We start from the raw sequence: 14,776 nt of genomic DNA, 5'->3' as shown, positions 1-14,776 counted from the left end.
ATGATATTATATCATGTCCGAATATTTTATGTTCAATTTATTGTAACCCATCCAAAGTTTGAAACCTAAGGTTGCTTGGATGCTTAAGATTAAAGCTATCTGTTTGTTGGGCTTAATATGTTGTTTTCTCTTATGCTGATTAATGAATTTTATACCATTGTGTAAAATATACATTATTTCATCAAATTCTTTTTCTGTAAATAATGTGCATGTTTTAGTAATTGCATAATCATCAAATCTTTTGGGTAGCTCCAATACAGCTATATCTGGATTATATACTTCCCAATTTAATTCTGGAAGTATTATTGATATCATCTTTTCATTATTTTTTCTTTGAAAGTTATATTTAGGATTATGTTTATTTATCAAATATAATTCGTATATATCCATATCTGTTTTATTTTCAAATTTGATAAATTCTATAATGACAGTTTCAGAATAACAAGTTTTTGGAAGATGCCCTTCAATACTAAAATGTTGTTTCCAACGCAGCTTCAAGTTTTTACTTTTACCTATATAAATTATTTCGCCTTTTAAATTTTTAAATCTGTATATACCTAACATAATTTCTCCTTATTATAATTAATAAATTTATTTCTTTATTTTAGTTTTACCATAAAAACTAGAAATAAACCTATTATTTTCATATTTAATTCTGATGTTTTTTTAAATTTCAAAATAATAAAAAAATACCTTTCTCTAAGTAAATATATTTTGAAATTTAAAATTATATATAATCAATTTGCTATATTATATTGAAAATAAGTTGATTTTTAATATAATATAATTTTTTAAAAATTATGTTTTGATTATATTAATTTGACTCTCACAAGTTATTCGCAAAATAGCCAAAATGCGTATAACTTGTGAATAATCCTTGTATTTAAAGGGTTTATTAGACTTTATTAGTTTTTTTAAAAATTTAAAAAAACTAATAAAGCGAATAACTTTTTGAGAAAACAGAATAACTATGATATAATTATATTAATACATAATAAAAGTTAAAAGGCGGTGATTTTTTTTGGATAGTATAAACATACTAAAAGTTTTTGAAAGTGAATTTTTAAGTTCAGAAGAAAAATTTAAAATTTTAGAAAATAGAGGGGTTCATATAGATAATTCACTTATTAATCTAATTTTAGATTCTGATATAAATTTAGATTTTCAAATAGAATTAATCAGACAAGTGAAAGAATACAATAATTCTGAAGTCTCAAAAAATATTAGAGGAGATTTCAAAAAAAACAATGAAAAAACCAAAATAAAAAGTAGCTCAGAAGATAAACGAAAAAAAAATAAAACTAGAGATGATGTTGATAAGGAGCTTAGTGAGAGCCAAGCAACTAGACCTTTGACAGAAGAAGAATTTGAAAAGATAATAACAATTTTTCAATATGGAATCAAATTCACAGATAAAAAAGGTGCTAAAAGAAGAGTTGAACCTAATAAGCAAGTCGCATTAATTTTAAGTGTTCAAGCTACAATCGGCTTTAGGATTAATGATATCCTAAGAATGAAACTTAGAGATATTAGAGGGAGCAAAATTTCATTTATAGAACAAAAAACTAAAAAGTTACAATACAGACAGGTTAATATAGATTTCATTGAAGCTCTTCAAAATTATGCTGATGAACTTAATCTTGGACTTAATGATTATTTATTTAACACAACAGCTCGTAATATACAATTGAGATTAAAAAAAGTTACAGAGTACCTCGGTTACAACTATATAGGGACACATAGTTTTAGGAAGTTTTTTGCTGTAAATGCATACAAGTCAAGTAATAACAATCTAGAACTTGTAAGAAGCCTTTTAAATCATTCAAGCGTTTCTATCACTCAAAGATATATAAACGTAGATCAAGATAAGATAGATGAATATAGTGCTAGTGTAAATCTACTTAGAAAAGGTCTTATATAAATTGATAATAGTTATCAACAAGAGAGAGTGGAGAGGTTAAAAAAATTTTAACAAACAAGGAATATTAACGTACTTAGATTTATATAATATAACGTAGGGTCTGATCTAGAGGTAGTGTTTTCTAAGAGCACTGCCTCTTCTTTATTATAATATAAATACATAAACTCCTATAGCGTGAAAAAAAGACTACAAAAGTGTAATCTTTAAGAAATACTTTTTTTCATTATATATAGCTAAAGACTTGTATAATGAAGTTATCACAAAAGAAAAGACATATTACATATGTTTGTTTACTAAAGAAAAGATATTCATTAATTGAGTAAAAACTATACAAATAAACTCTCGAAGTTAGCCCCTTCGAGAGTTTATTTGTATTTAAAAATCATAATTTCTATTCTTAGATTTTAAATAATTTTCTAATTTTTCTTTAGCATCTTTAGTTTTATTTAATGGTGTTTTACTTCTGCTGCTATCCTTAACTTTCTCTTGATAATCCTGTTCTAATCTTTCTCCATCTCTTCTTATACTGTACATTCTTATTTCTCTCCTAACGGTTCAAATATGTATTATTTATATCTATCTTTATATTTTAATACTTTTATATTTAAAATTCAAATATTTATAATTAAGATTTAATTAAGTTTTAATTAATGGTATTTATATCCATTATATCTTATAATAATATAAAGATAATAAAAGTAAAGGGGTGTTAAACTATGAAAGAAATTGATTTAACTGGAGTTTTGATTCTAACTTTTTTATTAGGTGGTATATTTACAGGACTTGGGGGTGTTATGAAAACTCAAAATGCTGGAGATATGCTAAATGGATTTGATTATAATAAATATGATAAAGAAAAAACATCAAAAATAGTTGGAAGTATTTTTCTTTATACAGGCTTTAGCATATTTATATTAGGTTTATCAAGTCTTTTTTTAGATAATACTTTTTATAAATATATATCACCAATTCAAGTTGGTCTAGTTATTGTAAGTGTAATTTTAGCCTATTTCAGACTAGAAACTAAATGTAGAAAAAGATAAGATTAAAAAGGTATGAATTTAATTTTCATACCTTTTTAATCTTATTATATCAGCTATTCTTTTTCATTCCATTTAACAAGATTAGGCTCTTTATCTAATATAGATAGATATTGCCCTAGAATACCAAATTTACCATCAGGGTCAAGTTTCATATATCTATCATACTTCTCTCTTCTATCATCTTCTATTGCCCAACCATAGTGTTTTAATCTAAGATGTGTTCTTTTGAATTTGAGTTTTTCACAGTTATTAGGAAGCCTTCCACAATGCTGAGCTGTATTAGTAAATGTATATCTAAACTTCTCTTGATACCTTACCATAAATAATCTATAGCTACTATGTGCATTCCAATAAGTATCTTCTCTATAGTTATCCTCATTCCAAAAATCATAAAGTCTAAAAGTAAACCCATCAACCTCTGTATCTTGCATAAGTTCTCTTATATCTACTTTAAACTTTTCTTCAAAAATTTCATCAGCATCTAAAAAAAGCATCCACTCTGGATTTGTTGCTATAGTTTCCTTCCATTGCTGTCTTCTAAGCTTTGTTTCATTACTAAATGTAGATTCTTTATTTTCTATAAGTTTATAAAGGACATACCCATCTAATGCATTTTTAATGACTTCCACGGTATTATCAGTGCTTCCATCATCTATTATTACTGCGTAATCTATATACTCCCTAGCAGACTCTAGGGCTCTTTTAAGATATCTACTACCTTCGTTTTTGACTATCATAGAAAGTGTTAATTTATTTCCATCATACTTTATATTTCTAGTTAAAGGTATAAATTTAGGTATTTTCCTCTTATCTTCTACCCATTCATAAATCTTCCATTCATTATCAATTTCTTTTAATTTTAAAATAGAGCTTTTTTTACTATAAAAACTCTTTCCATTTTTATATCCCTCTTCACTATACATAATCTCAGCTACTACAATTGTTCTATTTTCTATGAATTTTATATCACACTTCTCCGTAGTTATTTTACTTATTATTTTCCCTATATATATATCATCTTGTTTAGTTATTAAACCAATATAAAACTTCTCTGCTAAATCACTAGAATAATATTTGAAGCACTCTTTAGAGATAGCTGTTGCATAACTATAGTTTTTAATAGATTCTAATGCAAGCTCAACTTTATAAACTAAGTCTGAGGCTAAAATTGCATATTCCCTAGTTTTTTGTTCAAGTTTATAATCACCTATACCTTCAAGGTATTCATCTCTATATATATGATAAGCAGGATAATAAGTATTAACCCACATCTCTAATCCATATGCTGCTGCTCTTATACAAAAGGCTCTATCTTCTCCCCAAAATGATACATTATATATAGGGTCAAAGTTAACACCTTTTAATAGAGCTTTTTGAGAAATTAAAGTACAAGCACCAAGTCCACCAACCTTATAAACTCCAGGTTTTTCTAGCATCTTTATAAAGGCTTCATTATTTTTAGTAATCTCTTCAATAGTAATATTATCATTACTCATATGATTACTAAATGAATAAGCATCTTTAAGCCAAACTTGTGGTAATAAAGGACCTTTCGGGCTCCACTTAGTCCAGAAAATGTTAGATATTATATCTTTATCCGATTTAATCAACTCTTTAAGAGTTTTAGTATTTAATACTATATCTGAATCTATAAAAAATAAATAATCATATTTTTCACTTACAGCATATGAAATTATTTCATTCTTAAATCTTGTAACTTTTTCTACTAAGTAGTTAGACCATCTATGAGTAAATCCATCACATACATATTCATCAGTATGTTCGTTCCTATTAATAATGACCTTAGAATCTACCATATTATCTCTAAATGATTTAAGCAAAAGAGAACTGCTTTCTTCTGAATTATCATCAACAAAATAAAAATCTACAATTAAATCTAATTTATCAAGTTCTTCTAATGAAAGTAAAAACTCTTTTAGGATAGCTTCTTTTTGATGAACTGGACTCCCAATTAAAATTCTTTTCATATTATAGCCCCCCTTAATCAATAAAATCTGAATTTATATAAATTTCCGTATCAAATATTTCTGACTTATTATTTTTAGAATACTCATCATAAACTTTTCTATTTAAGAGACTTGAATCATTTTTAATCAAACGAACCTCTTCTTTATATCTTTCTTTAGTTTTATTTAAAGTTCTTATATAAGACATATCACTCACATACTCATCATCACTCAAATAATTTACTAATTGTATAGATGACTCTCTAGTGCAAGTTTCAAATGGGAATAATATAAGTATATTTTTATTTTTAGTAATTTTTTTTGGATTTGAAAACATCTCAAAGAAATGCATAGGATTTGTCAGTATAACCTCTACTCCATAGTTTTTTAAAATATCCATATTTTTATTCTCGCAGGTTATTACTATTATTTGACCTGCAATATCATTAAAGGATTTTATGCAATTTAATACCTCATCATCCCAACGATTCATATTAATCCATATAGTAACTAACTCTTCATCACATTCGATAACTTGATTATCTAAATGTTTTTTTAATCTTCTTACTTCAAGGTCACTCATAACCTCAAACACTGGATATTGATATATATTATCTGTTATTTCAAAATAATTATCTAGGCATTCACTAGCTTTAGATGTCTTTCCTATATCAAAATAACAAATAGCTTCCATTAAATATAAATACTTAAAATCTACTATTTCAGCTTTAAACTTCTGTATTATATCAATGCAACTTTTAAAGTTTTTTTGATTATAATAAATACTAACTAAATTATTAGCAAGATAAGGATAATATATAGGAATACCATTACTTATATCTAGTTTATTTATTGATATTTTATATATTTCAATAGCTTTATCTAAATTTTGCATTCTATAATATTCATTAGCTAACGCATAGTAATAATATGCATTTTTATCTGCCTCACTATAGGACAACAATAAATTTAAATTTCTTTCTTTTTTAGCTTCTATATCCACTAATTCCTTATCATAACCATAATGTTTTATTATAGCATCTGAGTTTCCAATAGATTTTTCATCTTTAAACTTAACTATAGAAGAGGCTATCTGTTCATGTATTTTACCTTGAAACCTAAATTCATCTCGATTTCGAAATAGCCTTAAAACAACTGCTTCAAAAACACCTCTTCCATTTTCAAAATTCATTATCTTTAAATTAAAAGCTTCATAGTCTTTTAGATTCATAAGGGATCTTATCTTTGGAAAATCAGATTTTGCAATTATTTCATCACAATCAAGAACTAATATCCATTCTTTTGTAGCATTATCTAAAGATATATTTCTAGCTTTACTAAAATCATTCTCCCAAGTAGCTATAATAACTTTAGCTCCTAGTCTTTTAGCTATTTTTACAGTATTATCAGTAGAACCAGTATCTACTACAATAACTTCATCTGCTAGTTTTTTTACAGACTTTATACATTTTTCTATGTTCTTTTCTTCATTTTTACTAATTATACAAACGCTTAAAGAAGATTTCATATAGCACCACCTTTTACAATTTATAATATAAAAATTCTTCCTAACCAATCCTTATCTAATTAGTATATGAAACTACTAGAGTCATTGTTAAAGATTTAGGTATTATTTTAGAATATAAAAAAAGCATCAGAAAATTTAATTTCTGATGCTTTGTATTAAGCTTCTTTTTTTCCTAGCATAAATGCTATACCAAATCCTACAAGTCCACATATTATAGAAACTATCATATTTCCACCAAATGAGCCAGGATATATAGCAATTATAGAACCAAGTATTAAACCAAGTATTGTAAAGTATGCTGTTTGAGGATATCTTTTAAATAAAGCTTCTATAAGCTTTGTCATTGTAAGAATTCCAAGTACAACACCTATTGCCACCGGTATTAAAAGCATTATATTCATTTCTGATACAGCTGTGATAACTGTTGAGTATATTCCCATAAGAAGTAATATAAATGAACCACTCACCCCAGGGAGTATCATAGCAGCTGCTGCAACAAACCCTGCAATGCAAAGCTTAATTGCTGTTCCCATTGAGAACTCTCTTATAATCTTAGCACTTGATTCAGCATCTCCCATAAGTGACATACCAAAAACAATTATAAATGCTACTATAAGAAATATGTAATTTTTTTTATCAACTTTCTTTTCTGTAGCTTTGTTATATATAATAGGAAGAGATCCTACTATAAGTCCTATAAAGAAGAAATGCGTTGCTTCCATATAACCATTCTCTGCTGTTAATAAGAAGTTCAATAATTTACTGAATAAGATAATCCCAAGACCTGCCCCTATCCCTATTGCTCCTAAAAATATTGAGTTCTTTTTTACATCTTTAAAGAAACCATTTATTGTACTAATAAGTTTATCATATATCCCAAGTACAACAGCCATAGTTCCACCACTTACTCCCGGTATTATATTAGATATTCCAATAACCATACCTTTAAGTATATTAATTATAAATTCCACTAATTGCTTCCTCCCCTAAAATAATGTCTTTCAAAGAAAATTATATCATATTACATCACCTTTAAAAATTATATTAATGTTAAGTTTAGTTTAAGTTCTTAAAAAAGCATGTTATAAAATTCATATTTTACCATTTATAGAAATAAAAACTTAATGAAAGTTTATCAAATAGATAAAGTTATTTATTTGATTAATTTTAAATTTAAGACTAGATTAATTGTATATATCATAACTGAAGGGAAGTGTTTTATTTGAAATATAAATTTGATGAATTCCAAAAAAATACTCTGCTCTCTAAGGGGGTAACAGACTCTCAAATAATAAAATTACAAGAAACTATAAAACTATATAATAAAGGTTTTTCTCTTATAGATGCTAAAATTTCTGTAAATGAAATTTTTAATATATCTAACTTAAAATCATACTTAGATAATAAAATAGCCTATGGAGTTTACTTTCCTAAGGTGCTTAGAAAAATAGTAGAAAAATCAATAAATAATCTGCATAGAAATGATGGATTTATTTTAACAGGTATGTTTTTTAATACTATTGTAAATAAAGCACCGGATATAAATAATATGGGAGGTGATTTTTATTATAAGATATTTTTATATAAAGATTATATAAAAGTGTATTTCCTAGATAATATCTTTAATGTGACAAATATAAAAGACTTTAAGCTAACTGATATAGTAGCCTCTGGTCTTATGAATCATACAGTCCGTAATAATATAAGATTAGATATTATGTATGAAGTACTCCTTATAAATATAGAAGGAATAAATACAAGATATTACATGTATAGCCTAGATAAAGAAACAGCATCAGTTTTACCCTCTTTAGAAGATTATTTAAAGAAACATAGAGTCAAATGCTTTTCAGACCTTAAAAATGATTATACAAGTCCTAAGGCTATAATGAAAAAGAATACGAGAATTCTATCTATTTTTATAGTACTTACCATAATAATCTTACTGCCTACCTGTTTTAATTAAAATAATTTTATATTTCATAATTTAAAAGTTAAGTTCATATACTTTAGATATATTAAATATTAGGGGGAAAAGATTATATGAGTTTATCTATGAAAAATACTAAAAGTGAAATGATAGAAAAATACAATGAACTTCTTTCAAAACTAAAAGATGCTGATACAAAGAATACTAACATTAAAAGACAGGCAGAAATTAAAGTTAAAGAAAAGACTGTAGAGTCTGCAAAGGAGCTTGTTGATATGAATATTTTAAATGAAACAATAATAACAAAGTATAATGATTTAAATAAAGCTATAGATATACAAAATGAAAAGCTTAAAGAATTATTTGATATAGAAGCAGAAGCATTCTCATTAGTAGCACTTATAAATGCCCATAATGAAAAAAGAGAAGATCTTGAAAAAGAATATATAGAGAAATTAGAAACTTTAAAAGTAGAGCTTAAAGATAAAAAAGAAGATCAAGTTAAAGAACTTGATAAACTTCAAAAAGAAAAGCAGGAAACAATAACAGAACTTACTAAAAAAGAATTACTTAGAAAAGCTGAACTTACACAAGCTAGAAAAAGAGATGAAGAGGAATATATCTATAACCTTGAAAGAACTAAAAAATCTGATGAAGATACATTCTCAGATAAAAAAGTTTGCTGCGATAAAGAAATATCACAGGCTAAAAAAGAATTAGATGATAAAGTTAAACTTTTTGAAGAAAAAGAAAAAGAATTTAAAGAGCTTAAAGAAAAGGTAGATACAATTCCAAAACTTATAGAAGATGCAGAGAAAAAAGGTGCTACAGATAAAGAAAAATCACTTGGTAAAGAATATGGATACCAAAAGACTATGTATCAAAAAGAAAAAGAATATGAAGTTAAAGCACTTAATGATAAGATTGCTATGATTGAAGAGGCTAATAATAGACTTATAAATGAGAAACAAGAGCTTACAAATAAACTTGATAGTGCATATGTAGAACTTAAACTTCTTGCAACAGAAGCTGTTAAATCTACTGGTGGTGTTAAAATATTAAACTCTAGTAATGAATCTACAAAAAAATAAATTTTTAATATAAATAGGAGTGGGACAAGCTAATTTTAGCTTATCCCACTCTCTTCTATTATTAATAACTTTCACTAATAAGGGCTATAACCTCTTCTTTTGAAAGCTTTAACTCTTTCATTGATTTTGTAAAACTACCTACTGCATCTAATAAAAGCTCTTTCTTTAAAGAAGTTAAAACCTCTTCATTTATAGTAATCTTACTTGGGAAATTTCTAATTGTTTCTATCAAACCAAGTCCCTCCATATCTTTATAAGCTCTTTGTACTGTATTTGGATTTACCTTTAATACTTCTGCAAGTTCTCTTCTAGAAGGGATTTCATCTCCTGGTTCTAATACCTTTGTTACTATTGATACCTTTATATGTTTTATAATTTGAACATATATAGGCTCATTATCATTTACTTCAAAATACAATTTATTCCCTCCCTTATTTAATCATCTTGTCATATTTAGCCTCATCATTTGATACTGTTTCTAATAAAAGTTCTATTTTACCACTTTTTAAATCTATAACTTTCATATATGATTTTACATCAAAACTATAAGACTTATAATTATAATTTATAAAAAGTTTTCCATTATCAATAAATACTTGTGCTACTGTAAATGGATTTTCAATATGGTTTTCTCCCTGTGTTTCTAACTCTTTTACATCAAAGACCTTTAAATCTTTATAAGTAGATACTTCCTTTGTTTCTACCTCTAGGTATTTTAAATCAATACTTCCATCTTGTAAGATACATATAGAATAAAAAACATTACTGATTTCACTAAAGCCACTACAACTCCATTTATATTTTATATTCTCATCATAAACACGCAAATCATGAGTTTTAGACTTTTTCTTTAAGTCTTTTAAATTATACTCTAAAACTGTATCACCATGACTTGCATATAAAGAATCCCCTATAATGGTTTTATTAAACCCTATATATATATCATCTAATGGCTCTACAATATAACTTTTTTTATCTAAATCATATTCAATATAAATATTTTTATTTTCAACATCTGTATATTGATGATTATATTTATAGTCTTCTGTGCTATCACTATGAATTCCAGCTACATTTAATATTATTTGAAGTTTATTATCATTTTCCCCAACTGTGACTACTGAAAAGCCTGCTATTCCACGAATATTTTTAATTTTCAAATCTTGATATGGGATATCTAATACTTCCTCTTCTACATTTCCTTTATCATCTACTATAATCTCTAGTGCTACCTTCTCTCTCCCTTGATAATCTTGTTTAGCAATTGCTGCTAAATCATTTTTAAGAATATATAAATCTGTTCTGTTATCTGAATTTAATGCTTTAAAAAACTTTTCATTTTCATTTTTATTTATATATGAATCTGAAAATCTTAAATTTTCTGTATTTCCTATATTGTGTGTATAATATCTTTCTTCTACATCTTTTCTTGTAGCTATCCCCTTATTATTTATAGTTAATAATAAATCATTAAGCCCCATAAAATTATCATAATAATATTCATTTTCTCCAAGCACAGAAATATCACCCTCTAATACTTTTGCCGAAATTCTATTTAAATCTTTTTGGTTGTTATCTATACCAGCTACACCAAGAAATCCTACTGATACTATTAGTGTAGTATAAGCTAACATACTTTTAATCTTCATTAATACTCCCCCTACACTATGATTTTATCTTTAAATAATTTTATATTAACAATAGTTATTATAGTTAATACTATGCCAATAGTAATCCAAAAGCTATAATCCATCATGTTGATACTCATAAGTAATTTACGACTTATTGATGTAAACATTATTCCATAAGGTACTAAAAATACAGCAATTAAACTAATAATAAATCCTCTAACACCATAAATTTTTGATGCTAATAATACTAAAAAGATAACTGATACTATTGTTATAGCTAAAATTAAACTAAAAATCATAGATTCTATATCTGCTCCTATAAATGAATCTAAAAAATATTCTCTTGCTTTTAAAGTTGTAATCTTACTAGCAAAAATTTGCCTACTAACCATAAATATTAAAGTAACTGCTGCGTAGTTAATAATAAAATATATAATTGGTATAACAAATTTTGAAAGTAAAATCTTCCATCTTGCAACAGGTAAATTTAGCATTATATATGCAGCATTAGATCTGCTTGCCCACTCTCTTGAAATAACTAATATAGCTACTATAACAAGCATAATATTAATTACTGTATTAGCTTCATTTAAAGTAGTTAAAAAGGCATCTGTCATTCCTCTTACCAAATTGTTATCAATAGAATATATACTTTTCTCACTATTTATAGTAATATCTCTAGCTAGTTCTATTTTTATATTTAAACTAGATATAAGTCTACTTATGATAAGCCCCATACTTACTAAAGTTAACCCTAAGCAATAATACAGGTTTTTATTAATTTCATGACCTAAAAGTTTTCTAAGTACTCCTTGTTGTGTTTTCACTCTTCTCATCTCCTTACTCAATAACTCTACTACTAGGTTTATCACCTATATTTACTTTTAATTTTAAAAGTGTTTCTTTTGTATTTAAATCAATTACTTTTATAAAACTATCAGAATCTATAGAGCTATCAGAATAACCATTAACATATTTATCATAAGAAAGTGGCTTATTAGTATAAGATATAACTAATTTATCATCCATTATAAATTGATTTATAAATTGAATATGCTCATTTTCACTTATAGCTATATCGTTATAATCTTTTACTTTTGATGTATCTCCATCAATAATTTTAATATCTAACTTACCATTAACTCTTTGAGTTTCTTTATCTGCTGGAAAATCAAAAAGTTCGAGTCTATTTTCAATCGTATTTACTAATACATCCGTATATTCAAATATAATTCCCTCTTGTGAATATTCATCTCTTAATTCATTTTCACTATAAATATCTTCAATATTATCAAAATCCTTTAAGTCTATTTTTCTTATAACTGAATCATCTCCTGTATAACCAGATATATATAGAAAATCTTTTCCTATAAATGCTATATTAAGACGAGATATTATTATATTTTGACTCTTATATCCTCCAGTTTCTAAATTAACACTTACAAAATCATATACTTCTAAAGCACCATCATTAGAAGTCTTTACTATAAGGTCTACATTGTTAGCATCTCTTTTATAAACAGCTAATGGTTTTATTATCATATTATTTGTAGGTAAATTTCTGTTGAAATCTGATTTTTTTAACTGTATATTTTTCTCTTCAAAAATATTATTTTCATTATAATGTACAAACATCATAGAAGCATATTCTAAATCATTACCATCTTCAACTGTATATGCCATATAAGGGTTTTCACCACCAAAGTTATATATATAATCAATATACATAGATTGATTCTTAAAACTATCTAAGGTTTCATAAAACTCTTTATACTCTTTCATAAACTCATCACTTACAACTTGCATTGTAGAATTGTACATTGAATTTAAAATCATATAATTTGTATCTCTATATTTCTTTGTGCTACGCTCTATGCCATTACTAGAAACTTCAATTACATTTTCAGTCAGCATACTATTGCCATTAGAAAATGTTAATTTATCATCACCTAAGTTTTTAAAGTCACCCTCTAAAACTTCAACTTTAACTCTCTCATTATTTATCGATTGATGGTAAACTCCTGTACCTATTACAAAAACAGAAGAGGCTAAAGCCATACTTACTAATATTAATCTTTTAATTTTCAAACTAAACACCCCTTAAATTGAATTTTTTTTATTAAATAATATAAAGCTTAGTACAATACTTGTTATAGGTAATAAGTAAGTTAAAACATTTACCACTCTAAATTCTAAATAAATCCCGAGAATTGGATATCCAAAAATAACTAACCCTATTAATAGTAAGGGAATAATTATTTTAACTAATTTCCAAGTTCCTCTACTCATTAGTGCAAGAATCACACCACCACCTATAGCACCAGAAGCATTAATTAAAGAGCCTTGTATTCCCTCAAATTGTAATGTAAATATTATATAGATTAAGTTTCTTAAAACGTAATCAACATCTTCTGGGACCATCCAATGTGTAAGTACTAAGTTAAAACTAATATCTATAATACTCATAAGAGTATTTGCTATTATAAAAAACATTAAAATTACCAATACCTTTGATAAGAGTAACTTATTTTTTGATATCGGAAGTGTTAGTAGTGTATATGCTGATTGGTTCTTTTTATTAAATTCAGAGTATACTGCATACATTGCAAGTAACCCTGTGCATATTGTAAGTATCAAATAAGTAATATTTAATCCATAAAAGCTATCAAAAAAACTTTTAAAAATATTTGAAATTTCAAGTTCAGTAAAAGTTACTGTGTAAAATTGATCTGTTTGATATTCTAGATGTTTAAATAATCTAAGACCTTTGTAAGCTAACTGCGATAATACAATAACTATAAATCCTAAAATCATAGCATTTGATAATTTATCTATATCATGTTTTATAAGTTTTATTAAAGTATTATTTTTAATTTTAGATAACATCAGAATATACCTCCCTCATCTTTTCTACTATTGAAAGGCCTTCCTCTTCTTTTACCTCCTGTGCATTAAACTTTAATACAAGCTTTCCTTCATCTAAAAGAATTACATCATCAGCTATATTCTCTATCTCTTTAATCTCATGTGTAGTTATTACAATTGCCATATCATCTGACATATATCTTATAATTGAACTTATAAACTTCTCTCTTGTAAAAATATCTATACCAGAGAACGGTTCATCTAGTAAAAGGTATTTAGCATTTTGTGCAAAACCAAGAATAATTTTAACCTTTGCAATATTCCCTTTAGACATTTTTGCAATTTTAGCATTTATATCTACTTTTAACTCTTCTGCCATCTTATATGCCTTGTCCATATCCCAGTTGATATAAAAATCATTCATAAATTCAAAAGCTTCTTCAACACTCATATATGCATAATAATTATCCACATCTGGTACAAAAGCTAATTTGTTATAAGTATTGTGGGTAACCTTCTCACCATCTACTAAAATTTCACCCTTAGTAAGCTTTGTAAGCCCCATAATTGATTTTAAGGTTGTAGACTTCCCTACGCCATTAATTCCAAGTAGGGCTGTTATTTTCCCTTCTTCTATTGTTACACTAAGACCATCTAAAGCATTTTTCCCCTTGTACTTTTTCATTGCATTTTTAATCTCTATCATAATCAACACCTCTTCCTTCAATGTATTATCCTATTAATACACTACCCTTAATTTTTTTTGATGTATTATATACTTAATACACCATGCATAAAAA

At 26.0% G+C, this 14,776-nt stretch carries 15 protein-coding genes; 4 read left to right on the top strand and 11 right to left on the bottom strand.

Annotated features, from left to right (window positions below; translation table 11 throughout):
- Positions 1 to 6: 6 nt before the first annotated feature.
- Entirely contained in the window at positions 7 to 564 is a 558-nt protein-coding gene (locus Q0V24_RS15640; RefSeq protein ID WP_297522867.1) for a nucleotide excision repair endonuclease, read from the bottom strand.
- Positions 565 to 1,021: 457 nt separating this feature from the next.
- On the opposite strand from Q0V24_RS15640, the gene Q0V24_RS15635 reads away from it, so the two are divergent.
- Positions 1,022 to 1,921 (top strand): tyrosine-type recombinase/integrase, encoded by a 900-nt coding sequence (locus Q0V24_RS15635; RefSeq protein WP_297522865.1) that lies wholly within the window; start codon positions 1,022 to 1,024, stop codon positions 1,919 to 1,921.
- Positions 1,922 to 2,296: 375 nt separating this feature from the next.
- On the opposite strand, the gene Q0V24_RS15630 is transcribed toward Q0V24_RS15635, so the two are convergent.
- Positions 2,297 to 2,455: a hypothetical protein gene (locus Q0V24_RS15630; RefSeq protein WP_297522863.1), complete on the bottom strand. Its 159-nt coding sequence runs from the start codon at positions 2,453 to 2,455 to the stop codon at positions 2,297 to 2,299.
- 182 nt (positions 2,456 to 2,637) lie between these two features.
- Here Q0V24_RS15630 and Q0V24_RS15625 point away from each other — a divergent pair, with 182 nt between their 5' ends.
- Positions 2,638 to 2,964: a DUF3784 domain-containing protein gene (locus Q0V24_RS15625; protein WP_297522861.1), complete on the top strand. Its 327-nt coding sequence runs from the start codon at positions 2,638 to 2,640 to the stop codon at positions 2,962 to 2,964.
- A gap of 53 nt (positions 2,965 to 3,017) precedes the next feature.
- Here the strand turns inward: Q0V24_RS15625 and Q0V24_RS15620 are convergent, their stop codons facing one another.
- The 3 genes from Q0V24_RS15620 to Q0V24_RS15610 form a co-directional block, all read right to left on the bottom strand.
- Positions 3,018 to 4,952 carry a glycosyltransferase gene (locus Q0V24_RS15620; protein WP_297522859.1) on the bottom strand — a complete coding sequence of 645 codons (1,935 nt, stop codon included), beginning with the start codon at positions 4,950 to 4,952 and terminating at the stop codon, positions 3,018 to 3,020.
- Positions 4,953 to 4,965: 13 nt separating this feature from the next.
- Positions 4,966 to 6,459 carry a glycosyltransferase gene (locus Q0V24_RS15615; protein WP_297522857.1) on the bottom strand — a complete coding sequence of 498 codons (1,494 nt, stop codon included), beginning with the start codon at positions 6,457 to 6,459 and terminating at the stop codon, positions 4,966 to 4,968.
- Positions 6,460 to 6,614: 155 nt separating this feature from the next.
- Positions 6,615 to 7,430 (bottom strand): DUF368 domain-containing protein, encoded by an 816-nt coding sequence (locus tag Q0V24_RS15610; protein WP_297522855.1) that lies wholly within the window; start codon positions 7,428 to 7,430, stop codon positions 6,615 to 6,617.
- 251 nt (positions 7,431 to 7,681) lie between these two features.
- Here Q0V24_RS15610 and Q0V24_RS15605 point away from each other — a divergent pair, with 251 nt between their 5' ends.
- Positions 7,682 to 8,425, top strand: a complete 744-nt coding sequence (locus Q0V24_RS15605) for a hypothetical protein (RefSeq protein ID WP_297522853.1) — start codon at positions 7,682 to 7,684, stop codon at positions 8,423 to 8,425.
- 77 nt (positions 8,426 to 8,502) lie between these two features.
- Entirely contained in the window at positions 8,503 to 9,480 is a 978-nt protein-coding gene (locus Q0V24_RS15600; RefSeq protein WP_297522851.1) for a hypothetical protein, read from the top strand.
- Between the two features lie 61 nt (positions 9,481 to 9,541).
- On the opposite strand, the gene Q0V24_RS15595 is transcribed toward Q0V24_RS15600, so the two are convergent.
- From Q0V24_RS15595 to Q0V24_RS15570, 6 genes are read right to left on the bottom strand one after another with little or no spacing between them, the layout of a single operon-like run.
- On the bottom strand, positions 9,542 to 9,898 hold the full coding sequence (locus Q0V24_RS15595) for a GntR family transcriptional regulator (protein ID WP_297522849.1): 357 nt from the start codon (positions 9,896 to 9,898) through the stop codon (positions 9,542 to 9,544).
- Positions 9,899 to 9,911: 13 nt separating this feature from the next.
- Positions 9,912 to 11,129 carry a hypothetical protein gene (locus Q0V24_RS15590; protein ID WP_297522847.1) on the bottom strand — a complete coding sequence of 406 codons (1,218 nt, stop codon included), beginning with the start codon at positions 11,127 to 11,129 and terminating at the stop codon, positions 9,912 to 9,914.
- Positions 11,130 to 11,140: 11 nt separating this feature from the next.
- On the bottom strand, positions 11,141 to 11,938 hold the full coding sequence (locus tag Q0V24_RS15585; RefSeq protein WP_297522846.1) for a hypothetical protein: 798 nt from the start codon (positions 11,936 to 11,938) through the stop codon (positions 11,141 to 11,143).
- Positions 11,939 to 11,951: 13 nt separating this feature from the next.
- The gene (locus Q0V24_RS15580) at positions 11,952 to 13,199 is read right to left on the bottom strand and encodes a hypothetical protein (RefSeq protein ID WP_297522844.1); all 1,248 of its coding nucleotides are present in this window, start codon (positions 13,197 to 13,199) and stop codon (positions 11,952 to 11,954) included.
- Positions 13,200 to 13,211: 12 nt separating this feature from the next.
- Positions 13,212 to 13,997, bottom strand: a complete 786-nt coding sequence (locus Q0V24_RS15575) for an ABC transporter permease (protein ID WP_297522842.1) — start codon at positions 13,995 to 13,997, stop codon at positions 13,212 to 13,214.
- Positions 13,987 to 14,682 carry an ABC transporter ATP-binding protein gene (locus Q0V24_RS15570; protein ID WP_297522840.1) on the bottom strand — a complete coding sequence of 232 codons (696 nt, stop codon included), beginning with the start codon at positions 14,680 to 14,682 and terminating at the stop codon, positions 13,987 to 13,989. Before Q0V24_RS15570 ends, Q0V24_RS15575 begins: the two co-directional genes overlap by 11 nt.
- Between the last annotated feature and the right edge of the window lie 94 nt (positions 14,683 to 14,776).

This window comes from uncultured Clostridium sp., from assembly GCF_947039605.1.
Classification (GTDB): domain Bacteria; phylum Bacillota; class Clostridia; order Clostridiales; family Clostridiaceae; genus Sarcina.
Note: the sequence above shows the minus strand (reverse complement) of the source record. Positions and strands in the feature narration are given on the sequence as shown.

Bases quoted from the DNA above. Each gene is read 5' to 3' on its own strand.
- Q0V24_RS15600 (WP_297522851.1), top strand. From the start codon at position 8,503: ATGAGTTTATCTATGAAAAATACTAAAAGTGAAATGATAGAAAAATAC.
- Q0V24_RS15625 (WP_297522861.1), top strand. From the start codon at position 2,638: ATGAAAGAAATTGATTTAACTGGAGTTTTGATTCTAACTTTTTTATTA.
- Q0V24_RS15570 (WP_297522840.1), bottom strand. From the start codon at position 14,682: ATGATAGAGATTAAAAATGCAATGAAAAAGTACAAGGGGAAAAATGCT.
- Q0V24_RS15620 (WP_297522859.1), bottom strand. From the start codon at position 4,952: ATGAAAAGAATTTTAATTGGGAGTCCAGTTCATCAAAAAGAAGCTATC.
- Q0V24_RS15575 (WP_297522842.1), bottom strand. From the start codon at position 13,997: ATGTTATCTAAAATTAAAAATAATACTTTAATAAAACTTATAAAACAT.
- Q0V24_RS15630 (WP_297522863.1), bottom strand. From the start codon at position 2,455: ATGTACAGTATAAGAAGAGATGGAGAAAGATTAGAACAGGATTATCAA.
- Q0V24_RS15640 (WP_297522867.1), bottom strand. From the start codon at position 564: ATGTTAGGTATATACAGATTTAAAAATTTAAAAGGCGAAATAATTTAT.
- Q0V24_RS15615 (WP_297522857.1), bottom strand. From the start codon at position 6,459: ATGAAATCTTCTTTAAGCGTTTGTATAATTAGTAAAAATGAAGAAAAG.
- Q0V24_RS15590 (WP_297522847.1), bottom strand. From the start codon at position 11,129: ATGAAGATTAAAAGTATGTTAGCTTATACTACACTAATAGTATCAGTA.